Origin of the sequence: Bradyrhizobium agreste (assembly GCF_016031625.1) — a bacterium.
GTDB lineage: Bacteria > Pseudomonadota > Alphaproteobacteria > Rhizobiales > Xanthobacteraceae > Bradyrhizobium > Bradyrhizobium agreste.
Window position 1 is genome coordinate 13,895 of sequence record NZ_JACCHP010000010.1, and the last position, 22,293, is coordinate 36,187.

The 22,293-nt window shown below is 64.8% G+C and carries 17 protein-coding genes and 1 pseudogene; 12 read left to right on the top strand and 6 right to left on the bottom strand.

All coding sequences use genetic code 11. The annotated features are described in order from the left end of the window. Positions 1 to 143: 143 nt before the first annotated feature. The 7 genes and pseudogenes from pimA to HZZ13_RS16125 all read left to right on the top strand — a co-directional run. A complete protein-coding gene (gene pimA / locus HZZ13_RS16095) occupies positions 144 to 1,838 on the top strand; it encodes a dicarboxylate--CoA ligase PimA (RefSeq protein WP_197960542.1) in 1,695 nt (564 codons plus the stop codon). Between the two features lie 19 nt (positions 1,839 to 1,857). After that, positions 1,858 to 3,048 carry a pimeloyl-CoA dehydrogenase large subunit gene (pimC, locus tag HZZ13_RS16100; protein ID WP_197960543.1) on the top strand — a complete coding sequence of 397 codons (1,191 nt, stop codon included), beginning with the start codon at positions 1,858 to 1,860 and terminating at the stop codon, positions 3,046 to 3,048. A gap of 182 nt (positions 3,049 to 3,230) precedes the next feature. Continuing rightward, positions 3,231 to 4,373, top strand: a complete 1,143-nt coding sequence (gene pimD / locus HZZ13_RS16105) for a pimeloyl-CoA dehydrogenase small subunit (RefSeq protein WP_197960544.1) — start codon at positions 3,231 to 3,233, stop codon at positions 4,371 to 4,373. Positions 4,374 to 4,509: 136 nt separating this feature from the next. Beyond that, positions 4,510 to 5,283, top strand: coding sequence for an SDR family NAD(P)-dependent oxidoreductase (locus HZZ13_RS16110; protein WP_197960545.1), 774 nt, complete (start codon positions 4,510 to 4,512; stop codon positions 5,281 to 5,283). A gap of 132 nt (positions 5,284 to 5,415) precedes the next feature. Beyond that, positions 5,416 to 5,823, top strand: coding sequence for an endonuclease domain-containing protein (locus tag HZZ13_RS16115; RefSeq protein WP_197960546.1), 408 nt, complete (start codon positions 5,416 to 5,418; stop codon positions 5,821 to 5,823). Between the two features lie 264 nt (positions 5,824 to 6,087). Continuing rightward, positions 6,088 to 7,593, top strand: coding sequence for a glycerol kinase GlpK (glpK, locus tag HZZ13_RS16120; RefSeq protein ID WP_197960547.1), 1,506 nt, complete (start codon positions 6,088 to 6,090; stop codon positions 7,591 to 7,593). 272 nt (positions 7,594 to 7,865) lie between these two features. Further along, positions 7,866 to 8,441, top strand: a pseudogene (locus tag HZZ13_RS16125) (GNAT family N-acetyltransferase); the annotation flags it as partial. Positions 8,442 to 8,674: 233 nt separating this feature from the next. On the opposite strand, the gene HZZ13_RS36835 reads toward HZZ13_RS16125, so the two are convergent. After that, on the bottom strand, positions 8,675 to 8,869 hold the full coding sequence (locus HZZ13_RS36835; protein ID WP_246504449.1) for a DUF6636 domain-containing protein: 195 nt from the start codon (positions 8,867 to 8,869) through the stop codon (positions 8,675 to 8,677). Positions 8,870 to 9,115: 246 nt separating this feature from the next. Further along, the gene (locus HZZ13_RS16135) at positions 9,116 to 10,099 is read right to left on the bottom strand and encodes a threonine/serine dehydratase (RefSeq protein WP_197960549.1); all 984 of its coding nucleotides are present in this window, start codon (positions 10,097 to 10,099) and stop codon (positions 9,116 to 9,118) included. Positions 10,100 to 10,126: 27 nt separating this feature from the next. On the opposite strand from HZZ13_RS16135, the gene HZZ13_RS16140 reads away from it, so the two are divergent. Both HZZ13_RS16140 and HZZ13_RS16145 read left to right on the top strand, forming a co-directional pair. Further along, positions 10,127 to 10,429 (top strand): ArsR/SmtB family transcription factor, encoded by a 303-nt coding sequence (locus tag HZZ13_RS16140; RefSeq protein WP_124159270.1) that lies wholly within the window; start codon positions 10,127 to 10,129, stop codon positions 10,427 to 10,429. Positions 10,430 to 10,571: 142 nt separating this feature from the next. Beyond that, positions 10,572 to 11,201, top strand: a complete 630-nt coding sequence (locus tag HZZ13_RS16145) for a glutathione S-transferase family protein (protein WP_197960550.1) — start codon at positions 10,572 to 10,574, stop codon at positions 11,199 to 11,201. Positions 11,202 to 11,490: 289 nt separating this feature from the next. Here the strand turns inward: HZZ13_RS16145 and metH are convergent, their stop codons facing one another. Continuing rightward, entirely contained in the window at positions 11,491 to 15,336 is a 3,846-nt protein-coding gene (gene metH, locus HZZ13_RS16150) for a methionine synthase (RefSeq protein WP_197960551.1), read from the bottom strand. A 6-nt stretch (positions 15,337 to 15,342) separates the two neighbouring features. Further along, positions 15,343 to 16,263: a methylenetetrahydrofolate reductase [NAD(P)H] gene (gene metF, locus HZZ13_RS16155; protein ID WP_197960552.1), complete on the bottom strand. Its 921-nt coding sequence runs from the start codon at positions 16,261 to 16,263 to the stop codon at positions 15,343 to 15,345. Between the two features lie 373 nt (positions 16,264 to 16,636). Between metF and HZZ13_RS16160 the strand changes: the two genes are divergently transcribed. After that, the gene (locus HZZ13_RS16160) at positions 16,637 to 17,644 is read left to right on the top strand and encodes an LLM class flavin-dependent oxidoreductase (protein ID WP_197960553.1); all 1,008 of its coding nucleotides are present in this window, start codon (positions 16,637 to 16,639) and stop codon (positions 17,642 to 17,644) included. Between the two features lie 102 nt (positions 17,645 to 17,746). Here the strand turns inward: HZZ13_RS16160 and HZZ13_RS16165 are convergent, their stop codons facing one another. Both HZZ13_RS16165 and HZZ13_RS16170 read right to left on the bottom strand, forming a co-directional pair. Beyond that, positions 17,747 to 18,604 carry a prephenate dehydratase gene (locus tag HZZ13_RS16165; RefSeq protein WP_197953968.1) on the bottom strand — a complete coding sequence of 286 codons (858 nt, stop codon included), beginning with the start codon at positions 18,602 to 18,604 and terminating at the stop codon, positions 17,747 to 17,749. Positions 18,605 to 18,625: 21 nt separating this feature from the next. Continuing rightward, entirely contained in the window at positions 18,626 to 19,366 is a 741-nt protein-coding gene (locus tag HZZ13_RS16170; protein ID WP_197960554.1) for a 3-deoxy-manno-octulosonate cytidylyltransferase, read from the bottom strand. Positions 19,367 to 19,599: 233 nt separating this feature from the next. Between HZZ13_RS16170 and HZZ13_RS16175 the strand changes: the two genes are divergently transcribed. Then, positions 19,600 to 20,157 (top strand): c-type cytochrome, encoded by a 558-nt coding sequence (locus HZZ13_RS16175; RefSeq protein WP_197960555.1) that lies wholly within the window; start codon positions 19,600 to 19,602, stop codon positions 20,155 to 20,157. A gap of 211 nt (positions 20,158 to 20,368) precedes the next feature. Then, the gene (locus HZZ13_RS16180; RefSeq protein WP_197960556.1) at positions 20,369 to 22,285 is read left to right on the top strand and encodes an extracellular solute-binding protein; all 1,917 of its coding nucleotides are present in this window, start codon (positions 20,369 to 20,371) and stop codon (positions 22,283 to 22,285) included. Positions 22,286 to 22,293: the final 8 nt, after the last annotated feature.

Below are 22,293 nucleotides of genomic sequence, written 5' to 3' on the forward strand. Positions count from 1 at the left end.
GGGCCTTGTGCTCTCGGCGTCATTCCGGGATGGCCCGTAGGGCCAAGCCCGGAATCCATTTCGCCTCAGAGTGCGCTGCCTGATGGATTCCGGGCTCGCGACTTCGTCGCGCCCCGGAATGACCACTGAGTGTGATGCAGAAAATGACCCATCCCGGCGAACAGTTTTACCCCGAGGGCGTGCGGTGGGACGACACCATCGTCCAGGGCACGCTGCCGGACCTTCTCGCGAAGGCCGCCGCCGATTACGGCACGCGCACCGCGCTGGAGTTCCGCGATCGTCCGATCACCTATACCGAGCTCGCAGCTCAGGCAGATCGCGCCGCTGCGGCGTTTCTGCGCGCCGGCTGCGGCAAAGGCGCGTCGGTCGCGCTGTTCCTCGGCAACACGCCCGATCATCCCGTCAACTTCTTCGGTGCGCTCAAGGCAGGCAGCCGCGTCGCGCATCTGTCGCCGCTCGACGGCGAGATCGCGCTGACACACAAGGTCTCGGACTCGGGCTCGCGCCTGCTCGTCACCTCCAACCTCCAGGCCCTGCTGCCGACCGCGCTGAAATTCCTGGAGAAGGGCCTGATCGACAAGCTCGTCGTCTGCGAGGACGATCATTGGGGCAAGGTCGGCACCCCCCAGGCGGCGATCCCCGATGATCCCCGCATCGTCACCTTCAGTCGCTTCGTCGAAGGCGCCACCGCGCCTGCGCAATGGCCTGTCGTCGCGGCCGACGACGTCGCGCTGCTGCAATATACCGGCGGCACCACCGGCCTGCCCAAGGGCGCGATGCTCACGCACGGCAATCTCACCTCTGCGGTGTCGATCTACGACGTCTGGGGCAAGCCGGCCCGGGCCGCCCGCGGCGACGTCATCGAACGCGTGATCTGCGTGCTGCCGCTGTTCCACATCTACGCGCTCACCGTCGTGCTGTTGTCCTCGCTCCGCCGCGGCAATCTGATCTCGCTGCATCAGCGCTTCGACGTCGAAGCCGTGATGCGCGACATCGAGGTCAAGCGTGCGACCTATTTCCCCGGCGTGCCGACGATGTGGATCGCGATCGCCGCGCTGCCCGATCTCGACAAGCGCGACTTCTCCTCGCTCGTCAGCATCGGCTCCGGCGGCGCGCCGCTGCCGGTGGAGATCGCGAGCTTCTTCGAGCGCAAGGTCGGCAAGAAGCTGAAGAGCGGCTGGGGCATGACCGAGACCTGCTCGCCCGGCACCGGCCATCCGCCCACGGGCCCGGAGAAGCCCGGCTCGATCGGCCTGATGCTGCCCGGCATCGAACTCGACGTCGTCGCGCTGGACGATCCCAGACGCGTGCTGCCGCCGGGCGAGATCGGCGAGATCCGCATCAAGGGCCCCAACGTCGCCAAGGGCTACTGGAACAAGCCGGAAGGATCGACCGAGGCCTTCGTGGACGGCCGCTTCCTCACCGGCGACATCGGTTATGTCGACACCGACGGCTATTTCTTCCTGGTCGACCGCAAGAAGGACATGATCATCTCCGGCGGCTTCAACGTCTATCCGCAGATGATCGAGCAGGCGATCTACACGATTCCCGGCGTGCACGAGGTCATCGTGCTCGGCATTCCCGACTCCTATCGCGGCGAAGCCGCAAAGGCCTTCATCAAGCTGAGGCCCGAGGCAAAGCCGTTCACGCTCGACGAATTGCGCGCGCAGCTTGCCGGCAAGCTCGGCAGGCACGAATTGCCGGCCGCGGTCGAATTCGTCGACGATCTGCCGCGCACGCCGGTCGGGAAATTGTCGCGCCACGAATTGCGCCAGCGGCAGAAACCGTCTTCCGGGATTCGCGCTGCTGATGCCCCCGCAATGACGAAAATGACGTAACGTTTCACAGGAGGATCCAATGGATCTCGCATTCACGAAAGAAGAGCAGGCGTTTCGCGAGGAAGTGCGGCAGTTCTTCCGCGACAACGTGCCGCCGGATACGCGGCGCAAGCTGGTCGAGGGCCGTCATCTCTCCAAGGACGAGATGGTGACGTGGTGGCGCATCCTCAACAAGAAGGGCTGGGGCGTCAGCCATTGGCCGAAGGAATATGGCGGCACCGGCTGGACCCCCGTGCAGCACTACATCTTCAACGAGGAGCTGCAGGCCCATCCGGCACCGCAGCCGCTCGCCTTCGGCGTCAGCATGGTCGGCCCCGTCATCTACACGTTCGGCAACGAGGCACAGAAGAAATATTACCTGCCGCGCATCGCCAATGTCGACGATTGGTGGTGCCAGGGCTTTTCGGAGCCCGGCTCCGGCTCCGACCTCGCCTCGCTGAAGACGAAAGCCGAGCGCCGTGGCGACAAGTGGATCATCAACGGCCAGAAGACCTGGACCACGCTCGCCCAGCACGCCGACATGATCTTCTGCCTCTGCCGCACCGATCCCTCCGCAAAGAAGCAGATGGGCATCTCCTTCATCGTGTTCTCGATGAAGTCGAAGGGCGTCACCGTGCGCCCGATCCAGACCATCGACGGCGGCCGCGAGGTCAACGAGGTCTTCTTCGACGACGTCGAGGTGCCCATCGAGAACCTGATCGGCGAGGAGAACAAGGGCTGGGATTACGCCAAATTCCTGCTCGGCAATGAGCGCACCGGCATCGCCCGCGTCGGCGTCTCCAAGGAGCGCATCCGCCGCATCAAGGACCTGGCGTCGAAGGTCGAATCCGCCGGCAAGCCGATCATCCAGGATTCCGCCTTCCGCGAGAAGCTGGCGGCCTGCGAGATCGAGCTGAAGGCGCTCGAGCTGACGCAGCTGCGCGTCGTCGCCGACGAAGGCAAGCACGGCAAGGGCAAGCCCAATCCGGCCTCGTCGGTGCTGAAGATCAAGGGCTCCGAGATCCAGCAGACCACCACCGAGCTCTTGATGGAAGTGATCGGCCCGTTCGCCGCGCCCTACGACGTGCACGGCGACGACGGCTCGAACGAAGCCATGGACTGGACCGCCCAGATCGCGCCGAGCTACTTCAACAACCGCAAGGTCTCGATCTACGGCGGCTCCAACGAGATCCAGCGCAACATCATCGCCAAGGCGGTGCTGGGGCTGTGAGCTACGTCCTCTCCGCAATCGCGGAGAGGGCAACATTCCACGTCATTCCGGGGCGCGACGCAGTCGCGAACCCGGAATCCATCGGGCCGCATACGCTGAGGCGAAATGGATTCCGGGCCTGGCCCTTCGGGCCATCCCGGAATGACGAAGCCAGATAATTTCGGGTACGAGGAACCAACGAAATGGATTTTGATCTGTCCGAGGAGCAGCGGCTTCTCAAGGAAAGCATCGACGGCCTGCTGACCGATTCCTACGATTTCGAGCAGCGCAAGAAGTACATGGCGGAGAAGGGCGGCTGGAGCAAAACCGTCTGGCTCAAGCTCGCCGAGCAGGGACTGCTCGGCCTGCCCTTCAGCGAGGCCGATGGCGGCTTCGGCGGCGGCGGCGTCGAGACCATGATCGTGATGGAAGCGCTCGGCAAGGCGCTAGTGCTGGAGCCGTATCTCGCCACGGTCGTGATCGGCGGCGGCTTCCTGCGCCATGCCGGCACCGATGCGCAGAAGGCCGCGCATGTCCCTTCGATTATCGACGGCAGCAAGACGCTAGCTTTCGCCCAGCTCGAGAAGAACTCGCGCTATGATCTGTTCGACGTTACCACGACCGCCAAGAAGAAGGGCGACGGCTACGTGATCGACGGCGAGAAGTTCGTCGTGCTCAACGGCGAGAACGCGGACACCCTCATCGTCACCGCGCGCACCAAGGGCGACCGCCGCGACAAATCCGGCATCGGCGTGTTCCTGGTCCCGGCTAACGCCAAGGGCGTCGCCAAGAAGTCCTATCCGACCCAGGACGGCCTGCACGCCGCCGACATCACCTTCACCGGTGTCGAGGTCGGCCCCGACGCCGTGCTCGGCAACCCCGAGGCTTCGCTCGCGCTGATCGAGCGCGTGGTGGACGAAGCCCGCGTCGCGCTCTGCGCCGAGGCGGTCGGCCTGATGGACGAATCGCTCAAGACCACGGTCGAATACATCAAGACGCGCAAGCAGTTCGGCGTTCCGATCGGCTCGTTCCAGTCGCTGCAGCACCGCGCCTCCGACATGTTCGTCGCCACCGAGCAGGCGCGCTCGATGTCGATGTTCGCGACCATGGCGAACGACTTCGAGGACGCCAGGGAGCGCAGCAACGCAATCGCCGCGGCCAAGGTGCAGATCGGCAAGTCGGCCAAATTCGTCGGCCAGCAGTCGATCCAGCTCCACGGCGGCATCGGCATGACCATGGAGGCGAAGATTGGCCACTACTTCAAGCGCCTCACCATGATCGAGAACACCTTCGGCGACACCGACTACCACCAGCGCCGCGTCGCGGACGCGGGCGGGTTGATCTGACGCCTTGGCGTCATCCCGGGGCGCGCGTAGCGCGAGCCCGGGGATCCATCGGGCGGCATCACGCGCGGTGAAATGGATTCCGGGCTCGCGCCAAGCGGCGCGCCCCGGAATGACCAGGAGAGGGAGCCCAACAACAATGAAAGACACCCCGTTCGATCTCACCGGCAGGGTCGCCGTGGTCACCGGCTCCAGCCGCGGCATCGGCCGCTCCTCCGCCGAGCTGCTCGCCAAGCTCGGCGCCAAGGTGGTCGTCTCCTCGCGCAAGGCGGATGCCTGCAAGGAGGTCGCCGACGGTATCAATGCCGCTGGCGGCGATGCCATCGTCATCCCCTGCAACATCGCGCGCAAGAACGAAGTCGAGGCGCTGATCGCGGGCACCACGAAGCATTACGGCAGGATCGACATTCTCGTCTGCAACGCCGCGGTGAATCCCTATTACGGTCCGCTGCTCGACATCACCGACGAAGCCTTCGACAAGATCATGGGAAGCAACGTCAAGAGCAACATCTGGCTCTCGGCACTGGCGATCCCGCAAATGGCCGAACGCGGCAAGGGCTCGGTGATCATCATCTCCTCGATCGGCGGCCTGCGCGGCTCCACCGTGATCGGCGCCTATGGCATCTCCAAGGCCGCCGACTTCGCGCTGTGCCGTTCGCTCGCCGGCGAATGGGGCCCGAAAGGCGTCCGCGTCAACTGCATCGCGCCCGGCCTCGTCAAGACCGACTTCGCCCGCGCCCTCTGGGAAGACGAAGCCAATCTGAAGCGCCGCACCGCCACCACGCCGCTGCGCCGCATCGGCGAGCCCGACGAAATCGCCGGCGCCGTCGCCTACCTCGCCTCCGATGCCTCGAGCTTCATGACCGGCCAGACCATCGTCATCGACGGCGGCGTGACCACGGCCGCGGTGTAGGCACCGCACCACTTGCAATTGTGCCGCGCGCACGCTTCACTTCACCCTCCCCTGGAGGGGTCCGGGACGAGCGTAGCTCGCCCGTGGGTCGCTGCGCATGCAATGCGCAGCGGGGTGGGTGAAGCCGCAGCAATGGTCTCGACATCGATCCGACGCGCCGCCGCGAAGAAGCTACGAGCGAACACGACACCGCACGAGCGGACGTTATGGCGTGCCCTCAAGGACCTCCCGATGGACGGCTCGCACTTCCGTCGCCAAGCACCAATTGGTCCTTACGTTGTCGACTTCTTCTGCCCGGCGAAGCGCCTCATCATCGAACTCGATGGCGGGCATCATAACGACGACGACACAGCCAAACGCGATCTCGAACGCCAACGCTGGCTCGAAAACGAAGGCTACCGCGTCATCCGCTTCTGGAATTCGGAGCTCGCGGCAGATCTGACGGCAGTGCTCGAACGGATTTATGTCGAGCTGTATGGATCGCGCGAGGCCGAAACCATGCACCTCGAGCACCGGCGCAAGCGAAAAACGTCAACGTAAATCGAGAAGCGCCCTTCTTACCCTCCCCTGGAGGAGGAGGGTCGGATCACATGCAGCGAAGCGGAATGTGATCCGGGGTGGGGTGACGGTCTCTCGACCTGAGCGGTGCCCGAGTGGAGAGATCACCCCACCCCGCTCGCGCTACGCGCGATCGACCCTCCCCCTCCAGGGGAGGGTAAGCAGAGCCGCCTTGACCTTGCCGCCTTAATCCGCTCCCTTGCCGCGACACAACGACCTTCCGGGACAACGCCAGGATACGCCGCCATGTCTTTCGTCCTCGCCATCGACCAGGGCACCACCTCTTCGCGCGCGATCGTGTTTCGCGGCGATATTTCCATCGCGGCGAAGGCGCAGGCCGAGTTTCCGCAGCATTTTCCGGCCTCGGGCTGGGTCGAGCACGAGCCGGAGGACATCTGGACTTCGACCGTGATGGTCTGCCGCGAGGCGATCGAGCATGCCGGCATCAGCGCAAAGGACATCGCCGCGATCGGCATCACCAACCAGCGCGAGACCACGGTGGTGTGGGACCGTGCCACGGGCCAGGCCGTGCACCGTGCCATCGTCTGGCAGGACCGCCGCACCGCCGACATCTGCGCCAGGCTCAAGGCGGACGGCCGCGAGCCCCTGATCTCGCAGAAGACCGGCCTGATCATCGATCCCTATTTCTCCGGAACGAAAGTCGCCTGGATCCTCGACCACGTCCCCGGCGCCCGAGCGCGTGCCGCGCGCGGCGAGTTGATGTTCGGCACCATCGATTGCTACCTGCTCTGGCGCCTCACCGGCGGCAAGGTCCACGCCACCGACGCCACCAATGCCTCGCGCACGCTGCTGTTCAACATCCACACCGGCGCGTGGGACGACGAGCTGCTGGAGATCATCGGCGTGCCGCGCTCGATGCTGCCCGAGGTGAAGGATTCCTCCGCCCGCTTCGGCGAGAGCACGCCCGATTTGTTCGGCGGCGCCATCGCGATCTCCGGCATCGCCGGCGACCAGCAGGCCGCCACCATCGGCCAGGCCTGCTTCCGCCCGGGCATGATGAAGTCGACCTACGGCACCGGCTGCTTCGCTTTGCTCAACACCGGCACCACGCCGGTGGTCTCCAGGAACAAGCTGCTCACCACCGTCGCCTATCAGCTCGATGGCAAGCGCACCTACGCGCTCGAAGGCTCGATCTTCGTCGCCGGCAGCGCCGTGCAATGGCTGCGCGACGGCCTCGGCATCATCAAGCACGCCGCCGAGACTGGCCCTCTCGCCGACCAGTCGGACTCGATGCAGAGCGTCTATCTGGTCCCCGCCTTCGTCGGCATGGGCGCGCCCTACTGGAATCCGCGCGTCCGCGGCGCGCTGTTCGGCCTCACCCGCAACACCGGCCCTGCCGAGCTCGCCCACGCCGCGCTGGAAAGCGTGTGCTACCAGACCTTCGATCTCTGGGCCGCGATACGCGCGGACTGGCCGAGCTCGGAAACGGCAAGCGTCGTGCTCCGCGTCGACGGCGGCATGACCGCCTCCGACTGGACCATGCAGCGCCTCGCCGATCTCCTCGATGCGCCGGTCGACCGCCCCGTGATCCAGGAGACCACGGCGCTGGGCGCCGCCTATCTCGCCGGCCTCAACGCCGGCGTCTATCCCGAGCCGACCAAGTTCGCCGACAATTGGCGCCTCGAGCACCGCTTCAAGCCGAACATGAGCCAGGCCACGCGCGAGCGGAAGCTGGCGGGCTGGGCGCGCGCGGTGAAAGGCGTGCTGGCGAGCGACGAGGGGGAGGGGTAGCGGCTTCCTCACCTCTCCCCGGCTGCGGCGGGGCTATCGCATACGGGATGTGGGCTTGGGCACCGATTCTCTCCACGGCGTCATGGCCGGGCTCGTCCCGGCCATCCACGCCTTTCCACGCAGCACAAAGAACGTGGATGCCCGGGACAAGCCCGGGCATGACGGCCTCCGCAAGATTCAAGTGCGATTGCCCTGCAGCTTGCGGGGAGCGCATCGCCAGATGCGTTCCGGGCGAGGGGCTACAGTGCTAGTTTGCCTCATAGGAATCTCCCATGATCGTCCCCGACGGCTATTCCGACGTCCCGAACGGCAAGATCGCCGCCGTCGTCACCCATCTTGAGATGACCGCACCTCCCGCGCGCCGCGACGATCCGCCGGGAGACTGGTCCCTGCGCAAGGTCGATGCTCCCGCGCTTGCCTGGTACCGCGATCTCTATCGCAGGGTCGGCGAAAACTGGCTGTGGCTGGCGCGGCCGCACCTGACCGACGCCGAGCTCGCCGCCATCATCCACGCGCCCGGCGTCGAGGTCTATGCTCTCGTCGCGGAGGGGCGCGATGAAGGCTTTCTGGAGCTGGATTTCCGCGAGCCGGGCCAATGCGAGGTGGTGTATTTCGGCGTCACCGCCAGCCTGATCGGCACGGGCGCCGCCCGCTTCCTGATGAATCGCGCGCTGGAGATCGCCTGGTCACGTGACCTCCGCCGCCTCTGGCTGCACACCTGCACCTTCGATCATCCCGGGGCGGTGACCTTCTATCAGCGCTCCGGCTTCCGCCCCTTCCGCCGCCAGATCGAAATCGACGACGACCCGCGGCTTGACGGCAGAGCGCCGCGCGATGCGGCGCCGCATGGGAATAGTGCACGACTGCCTCCCTACCGTCATTCCGGGGCGCGCCACTTGGCGCGAGCCCGGAATCCATTTCTCCGCGGGAGACAATGCATGATGGATTCCCAGATTCGCAATTGCGCATCGTAGTTCGCGCTCCGCGCGCGCCCGGGAACAGAAAATCACGAACTGGCGCCATGGTGTGCAGTGAGATCGGCGCTCCCGCATGTCGCTGGGCTCATGCGGGCTACAACTTGTCAGAAAATCTCCTGCCGCCCCCTTGCCAGCGAAAACCCCCGCTGCATCGCATTGAAGCACGTCAATCCCGTCTGCTCCGACCGGCACGTGAATCCGCCGCGCTGCCACACCTCGCCATAGGCCAGCACCGGCAGCGAGGAGTCCATCACGGTGTCGCCGGCGCAGATGCGGCTTGCTGCGCCCTTTGCGCTCATCTCGAAGGCGTGGCCCCAGTCGAGCTCGCAATCGGCGGCGCGGGCGCGCGTCCATGTTCATGATGTCGCAGCGGAGCACGCCCTGGCCGTTGTCGGTGAAGAACTGGCAGGCGATGTTCTTCGACGGCGTCAGGAAGCCGATCGGGCGGTCGTCGATCTGGCGGTTCTGCGCATGGCCGGCGCCGATCATCGGCAGCAGGATCGCTGTCAGGATCAGTCCGCGCGGTGCCGTCATGTCATTCCCGCTCAGCTATCGAAATTCACCGCATTGGTGTTGGCGCCGCAGACCAGAACGGCGACGCGCTCGGCAGGTGAAGGACGATAGCGGCCGGAGAGCACCGCGGCAAAGGCGGCCGCGCCGCCGGGCTCGGCCACGAGGCGCAAGTGCGACCACAGCGCGGTCTGGGCCTGCCGGATTGCCTCGTCGCTGACCAGGACAACGCGCTCGACATGGGCCCGTGCGACCGGAAACATCAGCTCGCCGACGCGGCGCGGCGCAAGGCTGTCGGCGGCGATGCCGCCGGCCGGCGCGTCGACCGGCGTGCCCGCCTCGAACGCTGCGTGCAGGGTTGGCGATTGCTCCGGCTCGACCGCGACGATGCGCGTCCTGCCGGCGTACCATGCCGCAATGCCGCCGATCAGTCCGCCGCCGCCGACCGCCACCAGCAGCGTGTCGATGCCGGGCGCGTCCTGCTCCAGCTCTAGTCCGACGCTGCCCTGGCCGAGCAGGGTTTCGGCCTGATCATAGGCATGGACGGCCAGCGCGCCGGTCTGCGCGACATGCGCCTCGCTCGCGGCGAGCGCATCGGCGTAGCGGCTGCCCGCGATCACGAGCTTCGCGCCATAAGTCCTGATCCGCTCGGCCTTGGCCGGCGAGGTGATGTCGGGCACGAAGATCGTGGCGGGAATGCCGAGCCGCTGCGCCGCATAGGCGACGGCCGCGCCGTGATTGCCGCCGGATGCGGCGACGACACCGGCCGGCGGCACCTGCCGCAGCAACAGATTGGCGAAGGCGCCGCGCGCCTTGAACGATCCGGAATGCTGCAGCATCTCGAGCTTGAACGTGACCGGCGCGGCCGGCAGGCCGAAATCGGCGAGATCGGCCTGAACAAGCGGCGTGCGCCTGATATGCGGACGGATGACCGCCTCGGTCGCCGCAATCCGCTCCCGATTGATGTCCATTGTCGCTGTCATGATACCGTCCAGGATAGCGCAGGCAAGCGTTGACATCAATTAGGTAATTAGCAAAATGGCTAAATGAAATTTGCCGTCGCCTTGCGCGCGCTCGCCAACGAACGCCGCCTGCAGATCCTGGAATGGCTGCGGGATCCGCGGAAGCATTTCCGCGAGCAGGAAGATGGCGACCTGGTCGAGGATGGCGTCTGCGGATTGCTGATCGCCGAGAAGCTCGGCGTCAGCGCGCCGACATTGAGCGAGCACATGCGGGTGTTGACATCAGCCAAGCTGGTGCGCGCCAAGCGGATCAAGCAGTGGACCATGTACAAGCGCAACGAGACGGCCATCGCCGCGATCAAGCGCTCGATCCAGGACGGCCTTTGAGCGTGGTGCGGCGTGAGCCCGTCCCGGACGTCGTTGCAGCGGGTGCAATGCTCCATTCCCAAGATTTTTGTTGCGCCGCACCGAGCTGGTCGTGGAGACTGATCGGCCCCGCCTTGTTCAATGATCGAGAAGAGCGAGAACCATGTTCCTGATCGGCCAATATGATTCCCCCTTCGTCCGCCGCGTCGCGATTGCGCTTCGGCTTTACGGGCTCGCCTTCGAGCACAAGCCATGGTCGACCTTCGGCGACGCCGACAAGATCGCGCCGTACAATCCGCTCCGCCGCGTGCCGACCCTGGTGCTCGACGATGGCGAGGCGCTGATCGAGAGCACGATCATCCTCGATTATCTCGACGACCTCGTCGGGCCCGAGAAGGCCATGCTGCCGCGCGGCGGCACCGAGCGGCGCAAGCATTTGCGCATCTGCGCGCTGGCTTCCGGCCTCGGCGACAAGGCGGTGAGCCTGCTCTACGAGCGCGTGCTGCGGAAGGAGCAGCTCGCGCTATGGGTCGAACGCTGCCAGGCGCAGATCGCGGATGTGCTGAAGGTGCTCGAGGCCGAGCGCGCCAAGGTGACGACGCCGTACTGGCTGGGTGACCGCATCGGCCACGCCGATGTCGCCGTCGCCTGTGTCGTCCGCTTCACCCGCGAAGCGCATCCGCAGCTGTTCGATGCCTCGCGCTATCCGGCGCTCGCGGCACATAGCGAGCGCTGCGAGGCGCTGGCCCCGTTCCAGGAGATCGTCCAGCCGCTGATCCCGCCGAAGGGGTAAAGGTTTCCTTCTGTCATTCCGGGGCGCGCGTAGCGCGAACCCGGAATCCATCGTGCAGCGGGAGATGAGGACAAATGGATTCCGGGTTCGCGCCAAGGGGCGCGCCCCGGAATGACGGCCGTCGGTGAGCTAAATCTAAGACGGCCACAGCAGCCGATGATGCAATAATACCCCTGTTTTGCCCGACGCCGCAAACGCGCCTTCGGCGAGACCGAAAAACCTCAAGCCTTTCAACCCCATCGCTACTGTGCATGGGGTTGTTTTCTCATTTTTTGTTTTGCAGGCGCGCCTAACCCGCGCCGGCGCGCTTCTTCTGCCAGACGAGGTGCACCGCGCAGGTGCAGCCTGGCGGATGCGAGGCGAGGTCTTTCGGTATCTCGTCGTTCGCCGGTGTGGCCGCGAACGCCTCGTCCTCTCGCGAGGGGATGTAGTTCAGCACCGGCGCGAGCCAGCGCTCGGCTTCCGCCACGCTCATGCCCTTGCGCGCCGCGTAGTCCTCGACCTGGTCGCGTTCGATCTTGCCGACGCCGAAATAATAGCTTTCGGGGCTGGCAAAATAGAGCCCGGACACGCTGCTGCCCGGCCACATCGCAAAGCTCTCCGTCAGCTTCACGCCGGCGGTCGCCTCCGCATCCAGCAGCTCGAACAGCGTCGCCTTCTCGGTGTGATCGGGCTGGGCGGGATAGCCGGGCGCCGGGCGGATCCCAGAGTATTTCTCCAGGATCAGCTCCTCATTCGAGAGCGCCTCATCCGGTGCATAGGCCCAGAACTCGCGCCGGACGCGGGCATGCATGCGCTCGGCGAAGGCCTCGGCGAGACGGTCGGCCAGCGCCTTGCACAGGATCGAGGAGTAGTCGTCGTTGGCTTTTCTAAAGCGGTCGGCGACCGCATCCTCGCCGATCCCTGCAGTGACGACGAAGCCGCCGACGTAATCCGGCACGCCGGCCGGCGCGATGAAGTCGGACAGCGCCGCATTGAAGCGGCCCTCGCGCTTCTCCAGCTGCTGGCGCAGCGTGTGCAGCGTCGCGATGCTCTTGGTGCGGCTCTCGTCGGCATAGAGCACGATGTCGTCGCCTTGCGCATTCGCCGGCCAGAAGCCGATCGTCGCGCGCGCCCGGAACCACTTCTCCTTGACGATGGTGTCGAGCATCTTGCGCGCGTCGTCATAGAGCGAGCGCGCGACCTCGCCGACCTTGGCATCGTCGAGGATGGCGGGGAAGCGGCCGGCGAGCTCCCAGGTCTGGAAGAACGGCGTCCAGTCGATATAGGGCACGAGCTCGGCGAGGTCGTAATCGTCGAAGCTCCTCGTGCCGAGGAAGGTCGGCTTCACCGGCTTGTTCGCGGCGAAATCAATCGGCACGCGGTTGGCGCGGGCGTCAGCGAGCTTCAGCCGCTTCTTGTCGGCCTGCGCGCGCAGATGCGCCTCCGAGATCTTGGCGTATTCGGCGCGAACCTCGGCGGCATAGGCCTCGCGCTTCTCCGGCGAGAGCAGCGCGGAGGCGACGCCGACCGCGCGGCTGGCGTCGTTGACATGCACGACGGGACCGGCGCGGTAGCTCGGATCGATCTTGACGGCGGTATGCACGCGGCTGGTGGTGGCGCCGCCGATCAGGAGCGGCAGCTTCAACCCCTCGCGCTGCAATTCGCCGGCGAAGAACGCCATCTCGTCGAGCGAGGGCGTGATCAGACCTGACAGCCCGACGATGTCGGCCTTCTCCGCCTTCACGGTCTCGACGATCTTTGCGGCCGGGACCATCACGCCGAGGTCGATGACCTCGAAATTGTTGCACTGGAGCACGATGCCGACGATATTCTTGCCGATGTCGTGGACGTCGCCCTTCACCGTCGCGAGCACGATCTTGCCGGCCGACGATGACCCTTCCGTGCCGATGCCGCTCGCAAGGTTACGCGCCTTCTCCTCCTCCATGAACGGCATGAGGTAAGCGACGGCCTGCTTCATGACGCGGGCGGACTTCACCACCTGCGGCAAGAACATCTTGCCGTCGCCGAAGAGGTCGCCGACGACGTTCATGCCGGCCATCAGCGGTCCCTCGATCACGTCGAGCGGGCGCGAGGACGTCTTGCGGGCTTCTTCCGTGTCCTGCTCGATGAATTCGGTGATGCCGTGCACCAGCGAATGCGACAGCCGTTTCTCCACCGGCCATTCGCGCCAGGCGAGATCGGCTTCCTTGCTTTCCGTCTTCTTGCCGCGGAATTTCTCCGCGAGCGCCAGCAGCCGCTCGGAGGCACCCGGGTCGCGGTTGAGGACGACGTCTTCGCACACTTGCCGCAGCTCGGGATCGATGTCGTCATAGACGATCATCTGTCCGGCATTGACGATGCCCATGTCCATGCCGGCCTTGATGGCGTGATACAGGAACACCGAGTGCATGGCTTCGCGCACCGGCTCGTTGCCGCGAAACGAGAACGACAGATTCGAGACGCCGCCCGAGACATGCGCGCCCGGCAGGTTCTGCCGGATCCAGCGCGTCGCCTCGATGAAATCGACGCCGTAATTGTTGTGCTCCTCGATGCCGGTCGCGATCGCGAAGATGTTCGGATCGAAGATGATGTCTTCCGGCGGGAATCCGACCTTGTTGATCAGGATGTCGTAGGCACGCTTGCAGATCTCGGTCTTGCGCGCGAACGTATCGGCCTGGCCGACCTCGTCGAAGGCCATGACCACCACGGCCGCACCGTGGCGACGGGCGATCTTCGCCTCGTGGATGAATTTCTCCTCGCCTTCCTTCATCGAGATCGAGTTGACGACCGGCTTGCCCTGCACGCATTTTAGGCCGGCCTCGATCACGGAGAATTTCGAGGAATCGACCATCACCGGCACGCGCGCGATATCGGGCTCGGCGGCGAGGAGATTGAGGAAGGTCACCATCGCAGCTTCCGAATCGAGCAGGCCCTCGTCCATGTTGACGTCGATGATCTGGGCGCCGTTCTCGACCTGGTCGCGCGCCACCTGCAGCGCGGCGGTGTAGTCGCCGGCGGTGATCAGCTTGCGGAAGCGGGCCGAACCGGTGACGTTGGTGCGCTCGCCGACATTGACGAAGGGGATCGCGTCGGTCAGCACGAACGGCTCGAGGCCGGAGAGCCGCAGGCGCGGGGTGATCTCCGGCACGATGCGCGGCTTGTGCGGGGCGACGCTAGCTGCGATCGCGGCGATATGGTCCGGGGTGGTGCCGCAGCAGCCGCCGACGATGTTGACGAGGCCGTCGCGCGCGAACTCGCCGATCAGCCGCGCCATGTATTCCGGCGTCTCGTCATACTGGCCGAACTCGTTCGGCAGGCCGGCATTGGGATAGGCGCAAACGAGCGTGTCGGCGACGCGGCCGATATCGGCGATATGGGCGCGCAGATCTTCGGCGCCGAGCGCGCAGTTGAAGCCGATGGTGATGGGTTTTGCGTGCCGCACCGAATTCCAGAACGCTTCCGGCATCTGGCCCGACAGCAGGCGGCCGGATTTGTCGGTGATGGTGCCCGAGACCATCACGGGCATGTCGATACCGCGCTCTTCGGTGATCTCCGCGATCGCATAGAGCGCCGCCTTGGCGTTCAGCGTGTCGAAGATGGTCTCGACCAGCAGGAGATCGACGCCGCCGTCGATCAGGCCGCGGATCTGCTCGCCATAGGATTTGCGCAAGTCATCGAAGGTGACGGCGCGGTAGCCCGGATTGGAAACATCGGGCGAAATCGAGGCGGTGCGGTTGGTCGGCCCGATGGCGCCGGCGACGAATCGCGGCTTGCCGTCCTCGGCCGCGACGCGCCGTGCGGCATTGCCGGCGAGGCGGGCGCCTTCGCGCGCCATCTCGTAGACGATGTCGGTGAGGTCGTAATCGGCCTGCGCGATCGAGGTCGTGGAGAAGGTGTTGGTCGCGACGATGTCGGCGCCGGCGCGCAAGTACGCGGCGTGAATGTCCTCGATCGCCTGCGGCTGCGTCAGGATCAGCAAATCGTTGTTGCCGCGCAGGTCGCGATGGAAGTTCTTGAAGCGCTCGCCGCGGAAGGCTTTCTCGTCGAGCTGCAGGTTCTGGATCATCGTGCCCATGGCGCCGTCGAGCACGAGGATGCGTTCGCGCGCGGCGTTCAGCAGGGCAGTTCGCTTCGGAGAGACGGTCACGGTCATTTTCTCTTACGCCGCCTTCTGCGCGCTCTTGGCGCGAATGCCGAGCAAATGGCTGATCGCGAACACGAGATCGGCGCGGTTCATGGTGTAGAAATGGAAGGTGTCGACGCCGTGCTTGGCGAGCTTCTGCACCTGGCCGGCCGCAACGGTCGCCGCCACCAGCTTGCGGGTCTCGGCATCGTCATCGAGGCCCTCGAATTTCGCGGCAAGCCAGTCGGGCACAGAGGTGCCGTTCCGGGTGACGAAATTGCGCGCCTGCTTGAAATTGTGCATGGGCATGATGCCCGGCACGATCGGGATGTCGATGCCGCGCGCACGCACGCGGTCGAGATAGCGGAAGTAGAGGTCGTTATCGAAGAACACCTGCGTGATCGCGCGCGTCGCACCCGCGTCGACCTTGGCCTTGAGCGTGTCGATATCCGCATCGAAGTCGCGCGATTCAGGGTGCTTCTCGGGATAGGCCGAGACCGAGACCTCGATATCGCCGTGCCGGTTCTTTATCCCGGCGACGAGCTCGGCCGAGCTCTGATAACCCTCGGGATGGCTCGCATAGGGCGTGCCGATGCCGCCGACAGGATCGCCGCGCAAGGCCACGATGTGGCGGACGCCGACCTCGTGATAGCGGTCGACGATCTCGTCGATCTCGCCGCGCGAAGCACCGACGCAGGTCAGATGCGCGGCCGGCAGCAGCGCGGTCTCTTGCAGGATGCGTGTGATGGTCGAATGGGTGCGCTCGCGCGTCGAGCCGCCGGCGCCATAGGTCACCGAGACGAACTTGGGCTCGAGCGGGGCCAGCCGGTTGATGGTCTCCCAGAGATTGCGCTCCATCTCTTCCGTCTTCGGCGGAAAGAACTCAAAGGAGATCGCAGGCCGCTTCAGGTGCCTGTCCTGCCGGTCGGCTGTCGCAGGCGTGGTCAGGTCAGTCATGGCACCACTCACTCCAATGTCAGGCCGCGATCGGGGTCTAGCCTCGGAGAGCTAAAATACGGCAAAGGCCCCTCAATCGACAGCCCATCATGCATGGGAAGTTGCCCATTTATGCGCTGACATACAGGCTATTCTTACGTCCAGCGCCTTTGGTGGGAGGATGTTTGCTTGACTTAACATATTGATCTTTAAGACGTTATGTTTCGTAAACCATCTTTCGTGAGCTAGTTTCGTGGTGGGCAGATGGAAACCATCCACAAATTAGCGGTATCTGTCCCAACTCCAGCCACTGCCTGCCCCGCCCCTCCTTACACGGCAGGCCTGCGCACCCTGCCCATTGCCGCCGCGACGGCCTCGACTACGTTAAGCCGCCATGATCCCGCTCTCCGTTCTCGACCTCTCCGTCGTCACAACAGGCACCAAGCCCGCCGCGGCGCTGCGCAACAGCATCGATCTGGCGCGTCACGTCGATGGCCTCGGCTATGTCCGCTACTGGCTCGCCGAGCATCACAATCTTGCCTCCGTCGCGAGTCCTGCGCCCGACGTCATGATCGGCCAGATCGCGGCGGTGACGCAGCATATCCGCGTCGGTTCCGGCGGGGTGATGCTGCCCAACCATGCGCCGCTGGTCGTCGCCGAGCGCTTCAAGATGCTGGAGGCGCTGTTTCCGGGCCGGATCGATCTCGGTCTCGGCCGTGCCCCCGGCACCGACGGCGCCACGGCGTATGCGCTCAGAAGCCGGCTCGACCGCCGCGAGGGCGACGATTTCCTGGAGCGGCTGCATGAGTTGATCCTGTGGGAGACCCGCGAATTCCCCGCAGGGCACCCCTACAACAACGTCGTCGCGATGCCCGACGACACCAGGCTGCCGCCGATCTGGCTGCTTGGCTCCAGCGATTATTCCTCGGAATTGGCCGCCCAGGTCGGCATGGGCTTCGCCTTCGCCCATCATTTCGCGTCCCACGACGCGATCGATGCGATGGTGCATTACCGCAATCGTTTTCAGCCCTCGGCCTGGCGTGCGAGCCCGCATGCCATTCTCGCGGTCGCCGTCATCGCGGCCGATACCGACGCGGAAGCCGAAAGGCTTGCCTCGTCCTTCGACCTCAATCGCCTTCGGCGCGACCGCGGCCAATATCTGCCGCTGCCGAGCGTCGAGGAGGCGATGGCCTATCCGTATACGGATGCCGAGCGCACCTCGATCCTGCGCAACCGCTCGCGCCTGTTCGTCGGCAGCCCCGCGACGGTGCAGAAGAAGCTGCAGCCCTTGATCTACGCAAGCAAGCCGGACGAGCTGATGGTGATCACGGCGGTGTATGACCACGAGGCACGAAAGAGGTCGTATTCGCTGCTGGCGGAGGCGTTCGGGCTGGTAAGATAAGTGGCTTAGGCGACTGATCGTCATTCCGGGGCGATGCGAAGCATCGAACCCGGAATCTCGAGGTTCCGGGTTCACGCTTCGCGTGCCCCGGAACGACAGCTATCAATCCTGCGCCTCGCTGAACGTCGCGCGGAACGGATGGCCCGGATACACGCCGACGATGCGGAACTCGCGCGAGAAGAATTTGAGCTCCTCGATGGCGAAGGCGAGGCCCTTGTCATCGGGGTGGCCGTCGACATCGGCATAAAACTGCGTGGCGAAGAAATTGCCGTCGACCATGTAGCTCTCGAGCTTGGTCATGTTGACGCCGTTGGTGGCGAAGCCGCCGAGAGCCTTGTAGAGCGCCGCCGGCAAATTGCGCACGCGGAAAACAAAGGTCGTGACGAGTGGTCCGGTGCCTTGGGGGGCCCATTTCGGCTCGCGCGCCAGCACGACGAAGCGCGTGGTGTTGTGGGCCTCGTCCTCGATGTCCTCGGCGAGGATGTCGAGACCGTAGATCTTTGCGGCAAGCCGCGAGGCGATCGCGGCCACCGTCTTGTCCTTGCGCTCCGAGATGTCGCGGGCGCTGCCGGCGGTGTCGGCGTGCACGATCGGCTTGATGCCGAGCTTGCGGATGATGCGCCGGCACTGGCCGAGCGCGTGCACGTGGCTCTCGACGCTCTTGATGTCTTCGAGCTTGGTGCCCTTCACGGCCATCAGCTGATGGCGGACCGGCAGGAACCATTCGCCGACGATGAAGAGGCCGGACGCCGGCAGCAAATGATGGATGTCGGCGACGCGGCCGGCGACCGAATTCTCGATCGGGATCATGCCGAGATCGGCTTCGCCCGACGAGATCGCCGACAGCGCGTCTTCAAATGTGGCGCAGGGCATCGGCTCAGCGTCGGGATAGGCCTCGACGATGGCGATGTGGGAATTGGCGCCTGGTTCGCCCTGGAATGCGATCTTCATCTTGCTCATGCTCGGCCTTGTAGCAGCGGCTCAGGATTTGGAAAGGATGCTGCGCGCGGTTTCGAGATCGGGCGGGGTGTCGACGCCGCGGGGCACGCTATCGACGATCATGATGTCGATGCGCATGCCGGCCTCCACCGCCCGGAGCTGTTCCAGGCTCTCCTGACGTTCCAGGGGGGACGGCGGCAGCGATACGAACCGCTCCAGCGCGGCGCGGCGATAGGCATAGAGGCCGATGTGGTGGTATCGCGGTCCGTTGCCGTAGGGAGCTGTGGCGCGGGTGAAATAAAGTGCCCGGAGCCGCTTCGGCCCGATCGGCGAACCGATGGCCTTCACCACGCTCGGCGCAAGGTCCTCCTCCTCGGTGTGGATCTGCGAGGCCAGTGTGACGATGTCGACCGCCGGCTCGTCGAAGGGCGGCAGCACCTCGCGGATCGTCGCCGGTGTGATGGTCGGGAAATCGCCCTGGAGATTGATCACGATCTCGGCCTTGCCCTCGGGATCGAGCTTCTGCATGGCCTCGTGGATGCGGTCGGAGCCGGAGGGATGGTCGGCGCGGGTCATCACCGCCTCGCCGCCATGGGCGGTCACGATCGAGGCGATTTCGTCGGTGTCGGTGGCGACCGCAACCCGACCGATTGCAGCGGCCTCTGCGCGGCGCAGCACATGCACGATCATCGGCAGTCCCGCGATATCGGCGAGCGGCTTGCCGGGCAGGCGGGTGGCCGCCATGCGGGCCGGGATCAGCACCAGGATGCGGGGATCGATCATTGGGTTCAAATGTCCGGGGTCAAGAGCTTGAAAACGGAGCGTTTTCCGCACCGGGAAATGGGATGGGACGAGCCTGAAGCCGGGTCGCTTATACGGGTTGCCAGACCCCGGGCAAACCGATATCTCAATGGCAAAACTCGGGGAAACAATAAGGAACGCTTGATTCTCCCGAGGCTCGTCCTGGCGGCCGCCCGGCCGCTCAATCCTTCTTGCGGTGTGGGGCCTGGCCGGAAATGGACTCTTTCGAACTCAACAAGATTCTCGGTGCTGTGCTCGGCACCTGTCTCATTCTGCTGGTGACGAGCTTCACCGCGAGCGCGCTGTTCTCGCCCAAGATGCCGGAAAAGCCGGGTTTCGAGATCGCGGTGAAGGAAGATGCCGGCCACGGCAAGGAAGGCGGCGGCGCCGCTGCTGCATCCTCCGAGCCGATCGAGAAGCTGCTCCAGACTGCCTCCGTCGAAAAGGGCGCCGCCGCTGCCAAGAAGTGCGGTGCCTGCCACACCTTCGAAAAGGGTGGCCCGAATCGCGTCGGTCCGAACCTCTATGGCGTCGTCGGCGAGAAGCGCGGTGAGGGCCGTGGCGGCTTCAACTTCTCCGCCGCCATGAAGGCCAAGGGCGGCACCTGGACATTCGACGACCTCAACAAGTTCATTGCCAACCCGAAGGGCTTCATCCCGGGCACCGCGATGGGCTTCGCCGGTATTCCGAAGGATTCCGAGCGCGCCGACGTCATTGCCTACCTGAACTCGCTGTCGGAGCATCCGCAGCCGCTGCCGACCGCGTCGAAATAAGGCTTCCAGAACCGATTTTCGGATATGCGGCCAGGCTGAAAAGCCTGGCCGTTTCCTTATCCGGGCCTCGCGGCGACGTTATCGGGGCGTTTGGCCGCATCCGATAGGGCGACCGGGCTTCCAAGATGAGGAAAAAGCAACGTATTCGGTCGAAACCTCGCCTATATTGAGCACTTAAAGGGGTAACCTCCTTCAAGATAGGGATGTTGATTTGGCCATTACCCGACGCGATCTCCTGCTCACTGGCACCGCTGCCGCCGTGCTTCCCGCCCTCGGTTCCACTGCGGGTGTTCCCGTTGTCGGCACGGCACACGCGCAATCGGCAAGCGAGCTGTCTTCCAGCGGATTGCCTTGGCGCCACGCGCTGTCCCTGTTCGGAAAGGTCAAGTATCCCGCCGACTTCAAGCGCTTCGACTACGTCAATCCGGACGCCCCCAAAGGCGGTGTCGCGCGCCAGATCGCCGTCGGCACGTTCGACAATTTCAACATCGTCGTCTCGGGCGTGAAGGGCCAGGTCGCCGGCGCCGTCGCGTTCATCTATGAATCGCTCCTGACGCAGTCGCTTGACGAGGTCTCGACCGAATACGGCGCGCTGGCCGAAGCAGTCAGCCATCCCGACGATTTTTCCTTCGTCACCTATCGCCTGCGGCCGCAGGCGAAATGGCACGACGGCAAGCCCGTCACGCCGGAGGACGTGATCTTCTCGCTCGATTCCTTCAAGAAGCATCATCCGATGTACTCGGCCTACTACAGCCATGTGGTGAAGGCCGAGAAGGTCGGCGAGCGCGAGGTGAAGTTCGTGTTCGACGCGCCGGGTAATCGCGAGCTGCCGCAGATCGTCGGGCAGCTCATCGTGCTGCCGAAGCATTGGTGGGAGGGGACCGATGCGCAGGGCCGCAAACGCGATGTGTCCACCACCACGCTCGAAGTGCCGCTCGGGTCCGGTCCCTACAAGATCAAGGATTTCGTTGCAGGACGGTCGATCGCGCTGGAGCGCGTCAAGGACTATTGGGGCCGCGATCTTCCCGTCAATGTCGGCCGCAACAATTTCGACGAGCTGCGCTACGAATATTTCCGCGACGCTACCGTGGCGATCGAGGCCTTCAAGGCCGACCAGGTCGATTGGCGTACCGAGAACAGCGCGAAGAATTGGGCGACGGCCTACGACTTTCCGGCCGTGAGCGAAAAGCGGGTGATCCTCGAGGAATTCGCCAATCGCAGCTCGGGCGTGATGCAGGCCTTCGTGCCGAACCTGCGCCGCGCCAAGTTCAGCGATCCGCGTGTTCGTCGTGCGCTCAACTACGCGTTCGACTTCGAGGAGATGAACAAGCAGATCTTCTTCGGTCAGTACAAGCGCATCAGCAGCTATTTCGACGGCATCGATGAGCTGATGGCAACCGGATTGCCGCAGGGAAAAGAGCTGGAGGTCCTCGAGACGCTTCGCGCCCAGGTGCCACCCGAAGTCTTCACGACGGCCTATACCAATCCGGTCGGGGGCAGTCCGGAAGCGGTGCGCGATAATTTGCGCGAGGCGCTGCGCCTGTTCAAGGAGGCCGGTTATGAGGTGCGCGACCGCAAGCTGATCGACGTCAAGACCGGCGCCCAGTTCTCCCTGGAGTTGCTGAACTCGGATCCGAGCTTCGAGCGGATCACGCTGTTCTACAAGCCGTCGCTGGAACGGCTCGGCATTGCCGTCACCGTGCGGACGGTCGACCCGACCCAATACGAGAACAGGACGCGCGAGTGGGATTTCGACATCGTCACAAACTCCTGGGGCGAGTCGCAATCGCCGGGCAACGAGCAGCGCGAGTTCTGGTCGTCCAAGTCGGCCGACATCGCCGGCTCGCGCAACATCGCCGGCATCAAGAATCCGGCTGTCGACAAGCTGATCGAGCGGGTGATCTACGCCACGGATCGTGACGATCTCGTCGCGGCCACAAAGGCACTCGACCGCGTGCTGCTGTGGAATCACTACGTCGTGCCGCAATGGACCTACAACAAGGTGCGCACCGCGCGCTGGGATCGCTTCGGTCGGCCGGCGGAACTGCCAAAATACGGTCAGTCGGGTTTCCCGTTCATCTGGTGGTACGACGCAGACAAGGCGGCGCGGATCGCAAGAAAATCGTGAAGGACAAT

Coding starts and splice junctions, on each gene's coding strand:
- pimA (WP_197960542.1), top strand. CDS start 144: ATGACCCATCCCGGCGAACAGTTTTACCCCGAGGGCGTGCGGTGGGAC.
- pimC (WP_197960543.1), top strand. CDS start 1,858: ATGGATCTCGCATTCACGAAAGAAGAGCAGGCGTTTCGCGAGGAAGTG.
- pimD (WP_197960544.1), top strand. CDS start 3,231: ATGGATTTTGATCTGTCCGAGGAGCAGCGGCTTCTCAAGGAAAGCATC.
- HZZ13_RS16110 (WP_197960545.1), top strand. CDS start 4,510: ATGAAAGACACCCCGTTCGATCTCACCGGCAGGGTCGCCGTGGTCACC.
- HZZ13_RS16115 (WP_197960546.1), top strand. CDS start 5,416: ATGGTCTCGACATCGATCCGACGCGCCGCCGCGAAGAAGCTACGAGCG.
- glpK (WP_197960547.1), top strand. CDS start 6,088: ATGTCTTTCGTCCTCGCCATCGACCAGGGCACCACCTCTTCGCGCGCG.
- HZZ13_RS36835 (WP_246504449.1), bottom strand. CDS start 8,869: ATGAGCGCAAAGGGCGCAGCAAGCCGCATCTGCGCCGGCGACACCGTG.
- HZZ13_RS16135 (WP_197960549.1), bottom strand. CDS start 10,099: ATGTCAACGCTTGCCTGCGCTATCCTGGACGGTATCATGACAGCGACA.
- HZZ13_RS16140 (WP_124159270.1), top strand. CDS start 10,127: ATGAAATTTGCCGTCGCCTTGCGCGCGCTCGCCAACGAACGCCGCCTG.
- HZZ13_RS16145 (WP_197960550.1), top strand. CDS start 10,572: ATGTTCCTGATCGGCCAATATGATTCCCCCTTCGTCCGCCGCGTCGCG.
- metH (WP_197960551.1), bottom strand. CDS start 15,336: ATGACCGTGACCGTCTCTCCGAAGCGAACTGCCCTGCTGAACGCCGCG.
- metF (WP_197960552.1), bottom strand. CDS start 16,263: ATGACTGACCTGACCACGCCTGCGACAGCCGACCGGCAGGACAGGCAC.
- HZZ13_RS16160 (WP_197960553.1), top strand. CDS start 16,637: ATGATCCCGCTCTCCGTTCTCGACCTCTCCGTCGTCACAACAGGCACC.
- HZZ13_RS16165 (WP_197953968.1), bottom strand. CDS start 18,604: ATGAGCAAGATGAAGATCGCATTCCAGGGCGAACCAGGCGCCAATTCC.
- HZZ13_RS16170 (WP_197960554.1), bottom strand. CDS start 19,366: ATGATCGATCCCCGCATCCTGGTGCTGATCCCGGCCCGCATGGCGGCC.
- HZZ13_RS16175 (WP_197960555.1), top strand. CDS start 19,600: ATGGACTCTTTCGAACTCAACAAGATTCTCGGTGCTGTGCTCGGCACC.